The organism is Bdellovibrio bacteriovorus str. Tiberius (assembly GCF_000317895.1).
Lineage (GTDB): Bacteria > Bdellovibrionota > Bdellovibrionia > Bdellovibrionales > Bdellovibrionaceae > Bdellovibrio > Bdellovibrio bacteriovorus_F.
The window spans coordinates 749,937-764,577 of record NC_019567.1 but is presented as its reverse complement, the minus strand read 5'-3'; the positions used below and the strand labels follow the sequence as shown (position 1 = coordinate 764,577).

Annotated in this window: 17 protein-coding genes; 7 read left to right on the top strand and 10 right to left on the bottom strand. The window is 49.8% G+C overall.

Translation table 11 applies throughout. From position 1 onward, the window contains the following. Positions 1-8 precede the first annotated feature (8 nt). The 3 genes from BDT_RS03740 to BDT_RS03730 all read right to left on the bottom strand — a co-directional run bounded on the left by BDT_RS03740 (position 9) and on the right by BDT_RS03730 (position 1,546). Entirely contained in the window at positions 9-521 is a 513-nt protein-coding gene (locus tag BDT_RS03740) for a cupredoxin domain-containing protein (RefSeq protein ID WP_235046252.1), read from the bottom strand. After that, positions 481-759: a cytochrome P450 gene (locus BDT_RS03735; protein WP_041576993.1), complete on the bottom strand. Its 279-nt coding sequence runs from the start codon at positions 757-759 to the stop codon at positions 481-483. Before BDT_RS03735 ends, BDT_RS03740 begins: the two co-directional genes overlap by 41 nt. A gap of 169 nt (positions 760-928) precedes the next feature. Then, positions 929-1,546, bottom strand: coding sequence for a hypothetical protein (locus BDT_RS03730; protein WP_041576991.1), 618 nt, complete (start codon positions 1,544-1,546; stop codon positions 929-931). Positions 1,547-1,692: 146 nt separating this feature from the next. Between BDT_RS03730 and BDT_RS03725 the strand changes: the two genes are divergently transcribed. Then, positions 1,693-2,475, top strand: a complete 783-nt coding sequence (locus tag BDT_RS03725) for a DsbA family protein (protein ID WP_041576989.1) — start codon at positions 1,693-1,695, stop codon at positions 2,473-2,475. Positions 2,476-2,590: 115 nt separating this feature from the next. Beyond that, positions 2,591-2,974, top strand: coding sequence for a HEPN domain-containing protein (locus tag BDT_RS03720; RefSeq protein WP_041576987.1), 384 nt, complete (start codon positions 2,591-2,593; stop codon positions 2,972-2,974). Here BDT_RS03720 and BDT_RS03715 read toward each other — a convergent pair whose 3' ends face one another. The 5 genes from BDT_RS03715 to sfsA form a co-directional block, all read right to left on the bottom strand. Then, positions 2,975-3,331, bottom strand: a complete 357-nt coding sequence (locus tag BDT_RS03715; RefSeq protein WP_015089929.1) for a hypothetical protein — start codon at positions 3,329-3,331, stop codon at positions 2,975-2,977. After that, positions 3,331-4,290: a hypothetical protein gene (locus BDT_RS03710; RefSeq protein WP_015089928.1), complete on the bottom strand. Its 960-nt coding sequence runs from the start codon at positions 4,288-4,290 to the stop codon at positions 3,331-3,333. Before BDT_RS03710 ends, BDT_RS03715 begins: the two co-directional genes overlap by 1 nt. A gap of 63 nt (positions 4,291-4,353) precedes the next feature. Continuing rightward, positions 4,354-5,115 carry a murein L,D-transpeptidase catalytic domain family protein gene (locus BDT_RS03705; RefSeq protein ID WP_015089927.1) on the bottom strand — a complete coding sequence of 254 codons (762 nt, stop codon included), beginning with the start codon at positions 5,113-5,115 and terminating at the stop codon, positions 4,354-4,356. A 180-nt stretch (positions 5,116-5,295) separates the two neighbouring features. Continuing rightward, positions 5,296-6,342, bottom strand: a complete 1,047-nt coding sequence (locus BDT_RS03700; protein WP_015089926.1) for an NAD(P)-dependent alcohol dehydrogenase — start codon at positions 6,340-6,342, stop codon at positions 5,296-5,298. A gap of 108 nt (positions 6,343-6,450) precedes the next feature. Then, positions 6,451-7,182: a DNA/RNA nuclease SfsA gene (gene sfsA / locus BDT_RS03695; protein ID WP_015089925.1), complete on the bottom strand. Its 732-nt coding sequence runs from the start codon at positions 7,180-7,182 to the stop codon at positions 6,451-6,453. Between the two features lie 234 nt (positions 7,183-7,416). Between sfsA and BDT_RS03690 the strand changes: the two genes are divergently transcribed. The 4 genes from BDT_RS03690 to BDT_RS03675 all read left to right on the top strand — a co-directional run bounded on the left by BDT_RS03690 (position 7,417) and on the right by BDT_RS03675 (position 11,917). Then, positions 7,417-9,063 carry a 2-oxo acid dehydrogenase subunit E2 gene (locus BDT_RS03690; protein ID WP_015089924.1) on the top strand — a complete coding sequence of 549 codons (1,647 nt, stop codon included), beginning with the start codon at positions 7,417-7,419 and terminating at the stop codon, positions 9,061-9,063. A gap of 66 nt (positions 9,064-9,129) precedes the next feature. Then, complete coding sequence (gene lpdA, locus BDT_RS03685; RefSeq protein WP_015089923.1) at positions 9,130-10,551, top strand: dihydrolipoyl dehydrogenase; 1,422 nt, start codon at positions 9,130-9,132, stop codon at positions 10,549-10,551. A gap of 213 nt (positions 10,552-10,764) precedes the next feature. Continuing rightward, positions 10,765-11,403, top strand: coding sequence for a hypothetical protein (locus tag BDT_RS03680; protein WP_041576983.1), 639 nt, complete (start codon positions 10,765-10,767; stop codon positions 11,401-11,403). A gap of 94 nt (positions 11,404-11,497) precedes the next feature. After that, on the top strand, positions 11,498-11,917 hold the full coding sequence (locus tag BDT_RS03675; protein WP_235046251.1) for a DUF3011 domain-containing protein: 420 nt from the start codon (positions 11,498-11,500) through the stop codon (positions 11,915-11,917). 73 nt (positions 11,918-11,990) lie between these two features. On the opposite strand, the gene BDT_RS03670 is transcribed toward BDT_RS03675, so the two are convergent. Further along, positions 11,991-12,722 carry a hypothetical protein gene (locus tag BDT_RS03670; RefSeq protein ID WP_015089920.1) on the bottom strand — a complete coding sequence of 244 codons (732 nt, stop codon included), beginning with the start codon at positions 12,720-12,722 and terminating at the stop codon, positions 11,991-11,993. Between the two features lie 164 nt (positions 12,723-12,886). On the opposite strand from BDT_RS03670, the gene BDT_RS03665 reads away from it, so the two are divergent. Continuing rightward, complete coding sequence (locus BDT_RS03665; RefSeq protein WP_080602324.1) at positions 12,887-13,687, top strand: SdiA-regulated domain-containing protein; 801 nt, start codon at positions 12,887-12,889, stop codon at positions 13,685-13,687. 176 nt (positions 13,688-13,863) lie between these two features. Here BDT_RS03665 and BDT_RS03660 read toward each other — a convergent pair whose 3' ends face one another. Continuing rightward, complete coding sequence (locus BDT_RS03660) at positions 13,864-14,613, bottom strand: tyrosine-protein phosphatase (RefSeq protein ID WP_015089918.1); 750 nt, start codon at positions 14,611-14,613, stop codon at positions 13,864-13,866. Positions 14,614-14,641: the final 28 nt, after the last annotated feature.

Below are 14,641 nucleotides of genomic sequence, written 5' to 3'. Positions count from 1 at the left end.
ATAAAAAATTACTTGGATGCCGGCATGCGATCAGGCGCTGCCGCATCGGAATAGATGATGAACTTCCCCTGCACTGCCGTTTCCGGGCACTGGTAGGAGAAAATTCCATCTGTCTTTGGTGTCACATGGAAAGTCTTCTGTTCGCCAAACACCGTATTGTGATGCTCAGAGAAAGCATCCAGCACGAAGCTGACGTTTTTTTCCTTGTTGTTCACGTTCACCACATGAATGCGATAGTTGCCACCCTTTTTAAGGCGCACCTGCGCAGGAACGAAACCTTTTTCCGTATTCATGATGACGATATCCTGAGTCGGTTCAACCGAATCAAACACCTTGCTGAGAATATTGACGGACTGATCCTCCTGCACGCTGGCGGGCAGACGATCTTCGTTTTTAACCTTGTTGAACTCTACCTGACGGCGGGAAAAATCCACTTCCCACGCATTCGCGACAGAAGTCAGCAACAACAGGCAAAGAACCTTAGTGCAACTCTGTGCGATCCTGGAACTCACAAAACTCACGGGCCACCTCCATAGCGATATAATTCACGGATCTTGGATCCATCATGTGGAGCTTCTGAACCAGAAGGTCTTTGTTGCCACGGCAGCCGTTGATTGTCTGGAAAGCGTCACTCAGGATTTGTGGGTTTGCCATCATCTCCCGCGTCACTTCGGACCAATCAAGTTTCAATACAGGGTCAATCGCCCCTACTGTGTAGAGAGCATCGAACACTAATTGCAAATCGCCTTGCAGAAACATCGAATCCTCCTAATTGCTCAAGGGCATCCAGCCCACATGGTGTTTCTATCGGTAGGAGTTCATTAGAACTTGAGTCAATTTGAGGCGATTTTTGAAGACTTGAGGAGATCTATCGTTTGACGCTGGCCCAGAGTCGAAACAGACCTGGGCCCGGTCCGGTCGAGGGAAATTACTGTTCGGAGGCGGCAGAATCTGCCGGTTTTTCAGACGGAGTTTCGTTTTTATGGGTCAGAATGCTGCCAGCGATCTCAGAAGGGGATGTCGTGTCCTTCATCATGCGCAGCTTTCTTTCACTGACAGCGTCCTTGGTGACTTCGATTTTTGCGTCACGAATACGTTCAGCAATCTTCCTTTCAAATCCGTCATTTTTCGCATGGGGCTTGATTTCCGCCAGCAGATTCTCGAGGAAAATGACGTACGTCACTTGTACGACCGGCTTAAAAGCACGAGGATTCTTCAGGGCATTGATCGCTTCGTCAGTAAGTTGACTGATCGTTTTTTCCCAGGACTCCAGTTCATCTAGATTTGAACGCAAAGGAGACACAACTTTCTCGATCATCTCGTCATCATTTGGGCGTGCATACACTGCCTGTAGTGCCTCTTTCAGTGGCACAGCTTTGCCGCTGGAAGACTTTTTCGATTCTTTAACCTTCTCACTGACCAGCTGATTCATCTGATCCAGATCCTTCAGTGCCAATTGAGAATAGTTAAACAGCAGGCCAGCATGCGCCGTACCGCCAAGAAACATAACTGCGAACATTGTTAAAAGGAAATTTGATTTATTCATAGAAGTCAGTTTAAAGGGGTCTTAGAGTGAGACAAGTCCTAATTAGCAGGACCTTGGACCGGGATTTTTTCCTTCCCTCTAAACTGAAAATGATGTCAATATAAAGGGGCTCAAAAAATTACAATCATCCATCTTGGAGGAAGACATTGAAAGCACTTAAGTTATTTGGAATTTCAGCACTGGCACTTACATTGGTAAACTGTGCCCCTTCAGCTAAACAACTCAAGGAAGCAGTAGAAAAAGATCCGAGCATCGTGTTCGCGGCGATCGAAAAAGATCCAGAGCAATTCATTGAAGTGGTGAACAAAGCCGCTCAAAACGCTCAACGTAAAGCTCAGGAAAAAGCTGTTGCCGAAGAAGGCAAAAAGCGTGACGACGAATTCAAAAACCCATTGAAACCGGCTATCGAAGAAGGCCGCGTTATCTTTGGCCCTAAAGACGCTAAAGTTACTATCATTGAATACTCTGACTTCGAGTGCCCATACTGCGCTAAAGGTCACGCAACTGTTGATGAAGTGATGAAAGCTTACCCTAAGGACGTTCGCGTTGTTTACAAGCACCTTCCTTTGGATTTCCACCCAATGGCAATGCCTGCAGCTCAGTACTTCGAAGCGATCGCTTTGCAAGACGCTGCTAAAGCTGAAAAGTTCTACAACCTGGTATTCGAAAACCAAGGTGAGTTGAGAACTAAAAAAGAAGGCGCATTGAAAGATGCAGCTAAAAAAGCTGGCGCGGACATGAAGAAGCTTGAAAAAGATCTTAACTCTGAAGTGGTTAAGAAACGTATCGAAGCTGACATGGAAGAAGCTCGTAAATTCAACTTCTCCGGTACTCCAGGCTTCCTGATCAATGGCGTTTCCCTGCGTGGCGCTTATCCGTTCGCTGATTTCAAAGAAATCATCGACCGTCACTTGGCTGAAGCGAAGTAATCTTTTTTAAAGATCGAACTTCAAAAACCCACAGTTTGAAAAAACTGTGGGTTTTTTTATTTGCGCCGTACAGGTCCAGCCACTAAAGTAATCGTAACTACACCAAGGAGCTCCTATGAGCGCACACGCAAAATCAATGATTCTTAAGGCCCAGGACGACCTCGATACGGCCAAGAAACATTTGTCCGACGATACCCAGCACGATTTGGTGGGTTACAATCTGGCGCAAGCCTGCGAAAAGTTTCTGAAAGCTTTGTGTGAAATGCGCGGTCTGGAATACCCTCACGATGATGAGGGCCACGATCTGGATGCCTTGATGCAGGTTCTGGAAGAAGGCAATTTTTCTGCCATTTCATCCCACGCGGACGTCATTGAACTGACCCCTTACAACTCCCCCAGCGCCCACATCCGCAAAGACGAGCGCCTGGACATGGAAGAGTACATGGGTTACGTCGAGAACTTGAAAAAACTGGTTGGCGAACAGCTTCGCCTTCTTTAGCTATTTGCCGACAGCGTTGCCGGAAGGGGCCTTTTCACCAGCCGTGAGAGGCCTTTTAGAGGCGTTGCTGAGCTTCCACATCCCCCGTTCATTTCGCCACAACACCTGAGTTTCCCCCGCACGCTTCAGCTTTACCATATAACAGACTTCATTAGCTTCGGCTCTGCGCGGGCGCTCCATCGGCAGACACAGACGCTGCACTTGCGGACTGCCGCCGTCTTTCAAGTACACGTAAATGTCTTCCCGGGTATTTTTAGACAGATCCACGGCGAAGGAATCCAGCACACAACGCAAACCCGGACACTTAAGCAAAGTGTCCAAAGATTTTTGAGCCTCCAGCAATGACAACAGCTCCATTAGCGTGTCCCCTTTCCGCTTTTGCCCAGCGAGGATTTTCCGGAAGATGATTTTCCGGCACCATACGATCCCACGGGCGCCTTAGCCACTTTACGGCATTCCGGCGAAAGCACATATTCATCAAAGACCGCGTACCGCGTGTTCAACTGGGCACAAGCGCTGGTGTCGGCAGGACAAGTCTGCCCCTGCTTCGCCAGATTGGCGTTGAACTTGGCTTGTGCTTCAGGCGATGCCATCACGCTGCAATTGATGCCTTCGTCCCACCCCGCATCGACATAGTCAGCCCAGCGGAATTCACGAATTTGGGTCCACTTGCCTTCAGAACAGCGGAAGTACGGATTCGGCCCCTCGGCCAGTGCATGATAAAACAAAATACCCTGATAGTTGGCCATGGCATCGGCATAGGAAATGGTGCCCGTGGACCCACCGCCTGAATAACCTTTTTCAGATCCCAGACTGGAATGCAGGGCCGTGGACATGCGATAGCCGCTTTGGCGATAAGGTGTGTAAAACTCAAAACCCTGATCAATGAAGTGGCCGAACTTATCCGTACCCACCAGTTGGCCGTTTACTTTCACCGTGGAGGCCAGCTTCAGACGATTGAAAATCCAGCCGTTGTCCAGTACGCCATCATAGGCCGATTGCTGTGCCGTCAGCTCGCGCTTGGCGACCTGACTGTTGTCTTCCGCCCAGGACTCCAACGAACCGATAAAAAACCGGGCGTCGTTAAGGTCATGAAACAAAATACGCAATTTGCGTGGATCGTTGCAGGAAATGCCTTCAGAGCTTGCTTCGGCCTGCAATTCCTGCAGACGTTTGTTCATCTCGCGATCAAAAATTTCAGTGCTGTCAGCAAGATTCTTGTTTCGTCCGGTCAGATTGTCGGTTTCTTTGGCTTGCGCAGAAACCACAAAGACGAAAAGCAGAGATGGCAGAAGGACTGAATACAGAAAGCTCATAGGACTTCTTATCGGAGGAATGCCGAAGTCCTATGAGCGCAAAACAGAAAACGAACTAAATTGTTATTTGAAGGCGTAAAGCAGACTGCCACCCTTGATCAGGTTGATAACCTTATCGCGGTTGGCCTGGGAAACCGCCGGGCAACCCCAGCTGCGCCCTTGGATCACGTTGGAGTCCTGAACGTAACTTGCCCCATGCACGACAATCGCGCGCGAGCGGGCATTGGAATTCGTCGTGGACAGACCATCCAGGCGCAGGGAATAACCGTTGCTGCCCTGATAGGTCTCTGCCGTTTTATAGAAGCCCAAAGAGGATGCGTTGGAGCCTTCAACGTTGCTGAATTTTTCTGCGAAGCCGTCGTGATTGCTGTCAGAACCTTTTCCGTGGGACACGTGAACGTTCCACACTGCGCCCGTCTTCATATCAATGAAGTACCAGCGTTTCTGTGTGGACTTCTGACTGAAATCCAAAATCGACATCACCGCCTGATTTTTGAACTTCGCCTTGTTTTCGTGGAAGTACAAAACCGCTGTTTCCAAAGCTTTGGTCGGAACAATGTGATTTGGATCCAGATGCTGATACTGGCTTAGCACATCGTCGTTCGAGTTGGTCGCCACTGGTGGTGGAGTTTCAGGCTCTACGATGCCTGGCGTTTCAGTGCTTGGCAGTTCAGTGCCCCCTTGAGCGGAATTCCCATCGCTTGGCTGTTGCGCCGAGGGTTCATTGTTAGGGTCATCTGGCAGAACCGGAATTCCAGGTCCGCAGGCTGCCAGCAGAAGTGTTGTGGTAAGTACCGCGAGTGTTTTAGTGCGTAAGAAAGACATCGTGCCGATCCTCCGTTGGTTGTTCACAGAGGAAATCGGTCACTCATATTCAAAACTTTAAAGACTGTTGAATTGGCTGAATATTTATCAGCGTTTCAGAGGGAAAGTGTCAGCTTTATTGACACTTTCCCGACCAAAAAACAGGTCCAGAAAAACTGTCGAACAGATGCTCTGCTGGCCTTACTTCAGCGACGCAATGTCGATGACAAAGCGATAGCGCACATCCCCCTTCAACATTCTTTCGTAAGCTTCATTGATCTTGTCGATGGCAATCAGTTCAATGTCTGACGTGACACCTTTGGCAGCACAGAAATCCAGCATCTCCTGAGTTTCCGCGATGCCGCCGATCAACGAACCCGCAAGACTGCGACGGGCGCCAATCAGCGGAAACGCGTGAATCGCTTCCGGCTTGTCTGGCACACCCAATAGCACCATCGTGCCATCACGTTTCAGCAACTGCAGATGCGCGCCCAGATCAATCGGTGCTGACACGGTGTTGATGATCAGATCAAATTTGCGATTGTACTTTTTGAAAGTTTCTTTTTCCGAGGTCGCCGCATAGTCATGGGCCCCCAAACGGCGAGCATCGTCTTTTTTCTTGTTCGAAGAACTGAGCACTGTGACTTCAGCCCCCATCGCAGCCGCCAGCTTGACCGCCATGTGACCAAGGCCGCCCAATCCCATGACCGCGACCTTGCTGCCCGGGCCCACTTTCCAATGGCGAAGTGGTGAATACGTGGTGATCCCTGCGCACAACAAAGGTGCCGCTTTATCCAAAGGAAGTTTTGGTGAAATGCTCAGGACAAAATCCTGATTCACCACGATTTGTGTGGAATACCCGCCTTGCGTGACGGTCTTGCCGTCTTTTTCCAAAGAATTGTACGTACCGACAGAACCGTTTTCACAGTATTGTTCAAGCCCCTCATCACAAGAGCTGCAGTGACGGCAGGAATCCACCAGACAACCCACACCCACGGCATCACCGACTTTGAATTTCTTCACGTTGCTGCCGACTTTGACAACCTTACCGACGATCTCATGCCCCGGCACCATCGGGAACTTGGAACCGCCCCACTCGTCACGCACCTGATGCAGATCCGAATGACAGACTCCACAATAGTGGATGTCGATCTGAACATCGTCGACACCGGGATCACGGCGCTCAAATTTAAAAGGTTTCAGTGGTTCTTTGGATTGATAAGCCGCATAGGCATTGACTGGAATCATACGAGTTCTCCTTCACAAGAGATGAGGTTAGGCTCGTATTGAGGTCATGACAACCCATGACCCTGAGATAAAAACTTTGCCCCACAAACAATGTGGGGCTGCAGGAAATTACATTTTCAGGGGCAAAACTGTCTCTGAAAGCTCTACAGATTCTGGAGTCAGATCCACAACGAACGGAGACACGCGCAGGCCTTTTTGATGAGCCTCACGCAGCAAACGCCCGTATTCAGGATCAATGTCATCTGCCGGAGAGAACGTGCCGCAGTCGTGGCGCTGGATGGTGAAAACGATTTCAGCCGTGTGACCTTGTTCCATCAGCGCCATCAGCTCGCGCAAGTGCTTTTGCCCGCGTTCAGTCACGGCATCTGGGAACTTGGCTGTGTTTTCTTCTGCCAGGGTCACGTTTTTAACTTCGATGAAGTGCATTTTGTCGCTGTTGTTTTTCTTCAGGGCGAAATCCAGGCGGGTTTCAGCGCTGATTTTGTATTCCGGCTTCACTTCGTCAAAGGCCGCCCAGTGAGCAAAGCCACCCACCACTTCTTTTTTGTGGCCGACAACATGATGAAGGGTTTCACGTACAACTGTATTTGGAGTCGCTGTGTTCACGCCCACCCAAGAGCCCCCCGGAGACTTGATCATTTCCAGAGTGTATTTCAGTTTTCGTTCCGGATTGGTGCTTTCAGAGAACAGACAGTGCTGTCCTGGATTGTTCACGCTTTTCAAACTGCCGGTGTTGGGAACGTGAGCGGTCACCTGCTGCCCCTGGAACTCGATATCCGCAAAGAAGCGTTTATAACGCTTTAGAAAAATACCTTCTTGCAGCTTGCTGTGAAACTTCATAGGAACCCCAATCTTCAAGTCAAAATCAACACCCTGAAATTAGTCCCTGAAAGGGCCTTTTGTCGACCCCTTTCAAAGCCCCCCTCCCCGACCCGCAACCTATTGGAAACCGTGGAAAAATCACACTGTTACGTGGCATCCTGTGACAGCTGATTTTCAATACCGTTTATGCTGCGTGTTATCCCGTGCAAATGCTCTAGGGTGCGTCTAGAACGAGGTGTTTTAGATTTAGATATGAACAACGAAAGGAACTCTCGCAACATGGCAACTGATGTGAAACTGCCCGAGCTTGGAGAAGGCGTTACTGAAGGTGAATTGGTAAAATGGTTGGTAAAACCAGGCGATGCGGTCAAAGCTGACCAGGCTATCGCAGAAGTATTGACTGACAAAGCAACGGTAGAGGTTCCGTCACCGGTTGCGGGTGTCGTAAAAGATCTTAAATTCAAATCCGGCGACGTAGTAAAAGTCGGCGCGACTATGATCACTCTTGATGGTGCAGGCGCTGCAAAACCGGCAGCCGCTCAACCAGCGGCGGCGGCTCCGGCTCCTGCAGCTTCCACTCCAGCTCCGGCTGCAGGTGGTGGTGGTAAAGCTCAAGACGTGAAATTGCCTGAACTGGGCGAGGGCGTGACTGAAGGCGAACTTGTTAAATGGTTGGTAAAACCAGGTGACTCTGTAAAAGCGGATCAGGCGATTGCTGAAGTTCTGACTGACAAAGCGACTGTGGAAGTTCCGACTCCAGTGGCTGGTGTTGTAAAAGAATTGAAATTCAAATCCGGCGACGTAGTCAAAGTCGGTTCCACCATGATCATCCTTGAGGGTGCAGGTGGCGCGGCAGCTCCGAAAGCGGCTCCAAGTGCTGGTCCAGTGCAGTCTGCGCCTGCACACTCCGCGGCTCCCGCCGCCAAAGCAGCACCAGTGGCGACTGCTTCCAGCGACATCTTCCCACCTGTGGCAGACTCCAAAGTATTGGCGACTCCGGCGACTCGTCGTCTGGCTCGTGAAATGGGCGTTGATATCAATTCCCTTTCCGGTACTGGTCTTGCAGGTCGCGTGACTCGTGAAGATGTCATGTCTTCCAACGGCGGCGCTGGTTCAGCTGCGGCGAAACCTCAGCAATCCGCGGCTTCCGCCACCATGTCTATTCCTAAGCCTTCTTACCAGGGCCCGGCGGGCGCAGCTGAAGAGCGCGTTCCTCTGATCGGTATCCGTAAGAAAATCGCTGAAAACATGCAGCGTTCCAAGCACGTGATCCCGCACTTCACCATCATGGATGAAGCGAAAGTGGATGCGATGGTTGCTCTTCGCGAAAGCCTGAAAGAACACGCAGAGAAAAACGGCACGAAGATCACTTACCTTCCTATCGTTATGAAGGCCTTGATTGCAACGATCCGCGAATTCCCGATGTTCAATGCATCCATCGACGATGCAGCTGGCGAAATCGTTTACAAAAAGTACTTCAACCTGGGCTTCGCAGCCGACACTCCAAACGGCCTTGTCGTTCCAGTGATCAAAAACGCAGACCAGAAATCCATCCTGGAAATCTCCAAAGAGATCCTGGATCTTTCCAAGCGTGCTCGTGACGGCAAGTTGAAACCGGATGAAATGAAGGGTGCAACCATCACTGTGACGAACATCGGTTCTATCGGTGGCACTTATGCGACTCCTGTGATCAACCACCCTGAAGTGGCGATCCTGGGCATGTACAAAATCGACGAAAAAGTGGTTCTGAAAAACGGCCAGGTTTCCGCGATTAAAGTTATGAACTACACAATGACTGCCGATCACCGTTTGATCGACGGCGCTGTGGCTGCAAGATTCCTTGCTGCCTTCATCGGCCGCATCGAAAATCCAGGCAAACTATTGGTGGAGCTGATTTAAGCCGGCTCGCCGGAGGAGGCTGAGGCACCGGCAGGTGTTTCAGCTGGACTTAATTGGAGATTTATTATGCAAAATTTTGACGTAGTAGTTATTGGTGCGGGTCCGGGCGGTTATGTGGCTGCGATCCGTTCCGCACAACTTGGTTTTAAAACAGCAGTTATCGAACGTGAATTCCTGGGTGGCGTGTGCTTGAACGTGGGTTGTATCCCGTCCAAAGCCATGATCACTGCGACTCACCTTTTGCACAAAGCTCAGCACAATTTCAAAGAAATGGGCTTGAACATCAAAGGTGGCATCGACGTGGACATGAAACAACTTGTGAAATGGAAACAATCCGTTTCTGACAAGATGTCCGGCGGTGTGAACCAGCTTCTTAAAGGTTATGGCGTCACCATCATCAAGGGTGAAGCTGAATTCAAGACCTCCAAAGAAATCTCTGTGAAGTCTTCTGCCGGCACTGAAGCAGTTCAGGCGAAATACTTCATCGTGGCAACAGGTTCCCGTCCGATTGAAATCCCTGGTTTCAAATTCGACGAAAAAGATATCTGTTCTTCCACGGGCGCATTGGCGTTCGACACCATCCCTAAGCGCGTGGCGGTTATCGGTGGTGGTTACATCGGTCTGGAAATCTCTTCTTACCTGCGTAAGTTGGGCACTGAAGTGACTGTGATTGAAGCTCAGACAGCATTGCTAGCGGGCGTGGTTGATCCGGATTGCGCTCAGATCGTGACTCGCAAACTGACTAAAGCGGGCGTGAATGTTCTTTACGGAGCAAAAGCCAAAGGTCAGAAAAAAGTCAAAGACGGTTACGAAGTCACTGTCGAGATCAACGGCAAAGACGAAGTTGTTAAATGCGACAAAATCCTTGTAACCGTAGGCCGTCGTCCAAATGGCGATCAGGCGAATCTGAAAGCGGCTGGCATTGCTGTTGACGAGCGTGGCTTCGTGAAAGTCGATGCTCAACGCCGCACGAATGTTTCAAACATCTTCGCTATCGGTGATATCTGTGGTCAGCCAATGCTGGCGCACAAAGCATCCCATGAAGGTGTCCTTGTTGCTGAAGTGATCGCGGGCCATAACCGTGTTTACGATGCGAAAACAGTTCCAGCTGTTGTCTTCACGGATCCTGAAATCGCAGCAGCCGGCATGACTGAAGCTGAAGCAAAAGCCAAAGGTCACACAGATCTTCTGATCAGCAAGTTCCCGTTCGCAGCCAACGGCCGCGCGGTGAGCATGATGGAAACAGACGGTTTCGTGAAAATGATCGCTGATAAGAAAACCCACGTATTGTTGGGCGTTCACATCGTCGGTCCGGAAGCTTCCAACTTGATCTCTGAAGCAGTTCTGGCGATTGAAATGGGCGCTCGTATCGAAGACCTGGCTCTTTCCATCCACCCTCACCCAACTCTGGGTGAAACCATGATGGAAGCCGCTGAGGCGACTTTGGGTCACGCGATCCATATCATTCAAAAACCTTTGAAAGCCTAAGCTTTCTGTAAAAAGGCCGGCCGCAAGCCGGCCTTTTTCATTTCTGCCATCGACCAACAGACACCGTACATATGATCGATAATTCCTACAGGCCATCGTGAGCTTTTTGCCTGCTCCCCGCACATTTGCCTTACAAATCTGTAAGTAAGTTCAAAAGTGCACCCACTTTCAGTCCATATCCAGTATGAAATATACCTAAATACGGATTAGATTATGGAATTAGCTTTAAACACACAGACATCCATCTATCGCTCACACCTTGTTGAGCTGGCGTCCCTGCTTAAGTGCATGGACATTGAAATGCGCGCCTACGACAATCCCCAGCTGCTTTACTTCACCAAGTTGCCCCCGGCCAGGCAAGCTGCCGTAACCCAGGCACTGGAAGCCTATGTGGGCGCCCTGCGTTCGGAATATTTGGAAAATAGTTTTTCGAACGAGCGTTTTGTTCTGCAGTTTCTGTTTCGCATGGGCATCGTTCCGCCGTCGGATCTGCACGACACTTTGGACAAGGAAAAGTACATCCAGATCTATAATGCCGATCAATTCCAGATCTTCCGTTCGTTAAGCTGTTATGACCGCTGTTCGTTCACACTGGAGCAACTGACGACCCACACTTGGTTCGACCTTTGGGAGCGCGACAGCCTGTTTTACTACGCATGCTTTGGATTGGCGGCCACCGCTTTGAAGATCGTGCAGTTCACAAAACTGCGTCTAAGCTTCCCGTTTCATCGGGTGACCGAGATCAACTCGGCCAATGAGTTCTCATTTGATTATCGTATCAAATCCCTGAGCGCCTTGACCCGCCAGGGAAAGCTGCAGGCGGCCCTTTTGATCGAAGACTGGAAATTTTAGCCATTCTGACACCGAAAAACGTCGGCACCATTCCTGCATAATTGCGGGGTACAAGATTTTTGTAGTCACAATGACACCTTTTTTGGGGGAAACGATGAAAAACCTATTCTTTGCAATGCTAATTGTCTTTGGCCTGGCACCATGGGCTCAGGCAGATATTTTGGAAAGCCAGTACCAAGACGCAGAAACAAGCTACATCCGCCCAGGACCGCGCCCAGCGCCTTATCCAGGCAACCCGCGCCCAGATCCATATCCGCGCCCAAATCCACGTCCTCCGGCTCCGTATCCGAATCCTTACCCACCAGCCGGTCCTCGCGTTGAATACATCACTTGCGAATCCTGGAACTATTACTATCAAGAGTGCTACTTCAGCCCGTACAACGTTCAGTCCGTGCGCCTGTACAACGTGATCTCTTACGATGCGTGCCTATACAATAATACATTCGGTATCTATAACGACCGTGTTTGGGTGAACCGCGGTTGCCGTGCGGTTTTTGAAGTGATTCACTACTAAGACTTCCGCAAATCAATAAAACAAAAAGCCGACCCCTTAACAGGTCGGCTTTTTTATTTTCAAAGCAGGCTTTTTAACGAAATCGCAGTACCGAACGCTTCTGGTTCAACTGCTGCAAACGTTCGACGACCCGGCTCTGGCGACTCTTTGTGGTGCGATCCAAAAAGCTGACTCCTGCGCTGGAAGTTTTCAGCACCGACGTCACATCAGCAAACACAGCCACCCCGCTTTGTCCCGGCAGCAAGCCGCTGTAAACGCCGCCATAACCCGTCACCCCTTGAGCACTAAAGCCGGTGAAGAGGTTGGCCACGATCCCGGCACTGAGTGAATCTGTACCTAGCGCACATCCCAACACCACTTTGGGTGTCTGCAAATCCAGATTCAGATACAACTTTGAGACACGGCTGTCACTCAGCGGGATCGAATACCATTCTTCCGCCTTCACCCCCATGACCGGAAACAGAGTTCCGTTGGGCAGGCCTTTTTCAGCCTGCAGGGCCGGAATCTTGGTGATTCGGGAAAAGTTCAATACCAGATCGATATCGGTAATCCCCGGCACTAGGGACGAGACATTGAGCATTCCCAGCATCTCCACTGGATTTTCCGGATTATAAATCGGCAACTGCACACTCATGATCTGCAGGTTGTTGGAGTCCACCTGGGTTTTTAGCGAAACATACACGTCGCCTTGGGTGATTTTGGTGGATAGGGCGGCGCCCTTGATAAGACCCTCTTGAGAACAGGCGGCAAGGCTTAGCACCGCCACCGTGGAAAGCATCAGTTTTTGTATCGTGGATGAAATCATTGAAACGTTCTCCTGGATGTAGACGTTGACGGACCCCACCAGTTTCGGAAAATGCGACCTAGACTAAAGGGGAGCTTGCCAAATCTTTACAAAACAGACACAGAATTAGATTATTGTTTCAGTGGCTTCTGTCTCAGGTTAAGAATTCAGCCCGGGGGAATTTAATGAAAATCCAAGTCGTTCTAACTGCATTGCTGTTGTTATCCACAAATGCTTTTGCCCAAGAAGCTATTACGTTACAGAAGACCCTGCCCGAGGTGGGCGGCAATCTGTCCGGGATCACATACAACCCCGACAGTGATTCTTATTTTCTGATTCAGAATAATTCCGGAACCATCTTTGAATACAAAGAGGACTTCGCAAAACCTGTGCGCATCATTCGTGTCACCAACCTGCTGGATGACGACACCGAAGACATCGTGTATCTGGGGAAAAACGAATACGCCATCAGCACGGAATCCAATCACGTGTTGATTATTAAGATCAATGAAAGCCAAACAACTGTTGATGCGCGTGAATCACGCGCAGATGTTCAGTTGATGCAACTGCCGGCACCATTAAAAAACAACATGGGCTTGGAAGGCGTTTGTTATTCCAAGAACCGCAACGTGCTTTTCGCGGTTCAGGAAAAGAAACCGAAACGCATCTTTGAATGGAACCGCCCCACTCATGGCAATGACATTCTGGATTCCACTGCACTGGGATTGAAAGAACCGTTCGATACAGAACGCCTTTTGAAACATGTAATGAGCGATCTTTCCGCCTGTGTCTACGACGATGCCAACGATCAACTGCTATTGCTCAGTCATGAGTCTTCCCGTGTGATGCGCGTGAACCGCCAGGGACAAGCCGTCAGCACATTGGATCTGCCGGCGGTGGCCCAGCAATATGAAGGCATGACATTCGCCAAAGACGGAAAACTGATCGTCGTCAGCGAACCTAATATTGTGGTGATCTTGAAATAGAACTAAAAAACACCTGCTGCCTTAAGGTAATCAACCAAACTCAAAATGGCAGCAGCTCCAGTACCTAGCGCAAGTCCATAGTGAAGTTTCTTGTTTTCAGCCTTAGTCTTCGCATCATCAGGTTTTCTTATTTTTAAGATCGAATTCCAGTAAACTAAAAGTCGAAAAAGGGGGATTTACTCCAGGTAGTTGCTTTTCAAAGCGGACAGCTTTTCCGGGGTCAGTGAGAATTCCACGGCGAAGTAGCGCTCAAGGCTGCCGTAGCGTTCGTGAATGGCATCCAAGGCTGCGCTCAGGAAATGTTCTTTCACTGACATCAGATAATGCAGGTTTTCAAGGCCTTTGCTGGAAAGTTTATTTTCAACTTTATTCAAGACCTGTTCGCGGAATGGCTGCAATGTCTGCTCTGTACGCAGATAGTCTTCAACAACAGCGTCTCGCGAAACTCCCAAAGACAACAATGTCAGCGCTGATCCGACGCCAGTGCGGTCCTTTCCGACAGCACAGTGTTGAACCAGTGCGCCTTTTTCCAAAGGCTGCACGCGTTCAAACAGTCTTTGATAGGAGCGATTGGCGAACGGCAGCTGTTTGTACAGAGTTTCCATAAAATCGCTGGGAACCACGCGCAGATTTTCATCCGCCCAGAAATCGTGGTTGTCATTTTTCACAGCGTGAGAATCCGGATTCGCCGGATGACATTCATAGACCGCGCCGTTCCAGACAACGTCCTTATCGGCAGCGGATTCCTTCAGATCACGATAATCATGGATCTCACTGACCCCTAGGGCTTCCAGCTGAGCACAGTCTTCAGCCGTCAAACGAGACAGGGAGCCGGAACGATAAAGACGGTTCTTTTTAACCCGTCTGCCGTCCGTTGTCAGATACCCACCCATGTCTCTGAAATTGATTCCGCCCTGCAGTTTCATTCCACGCCTTTCCGTAAAAACCCATGAT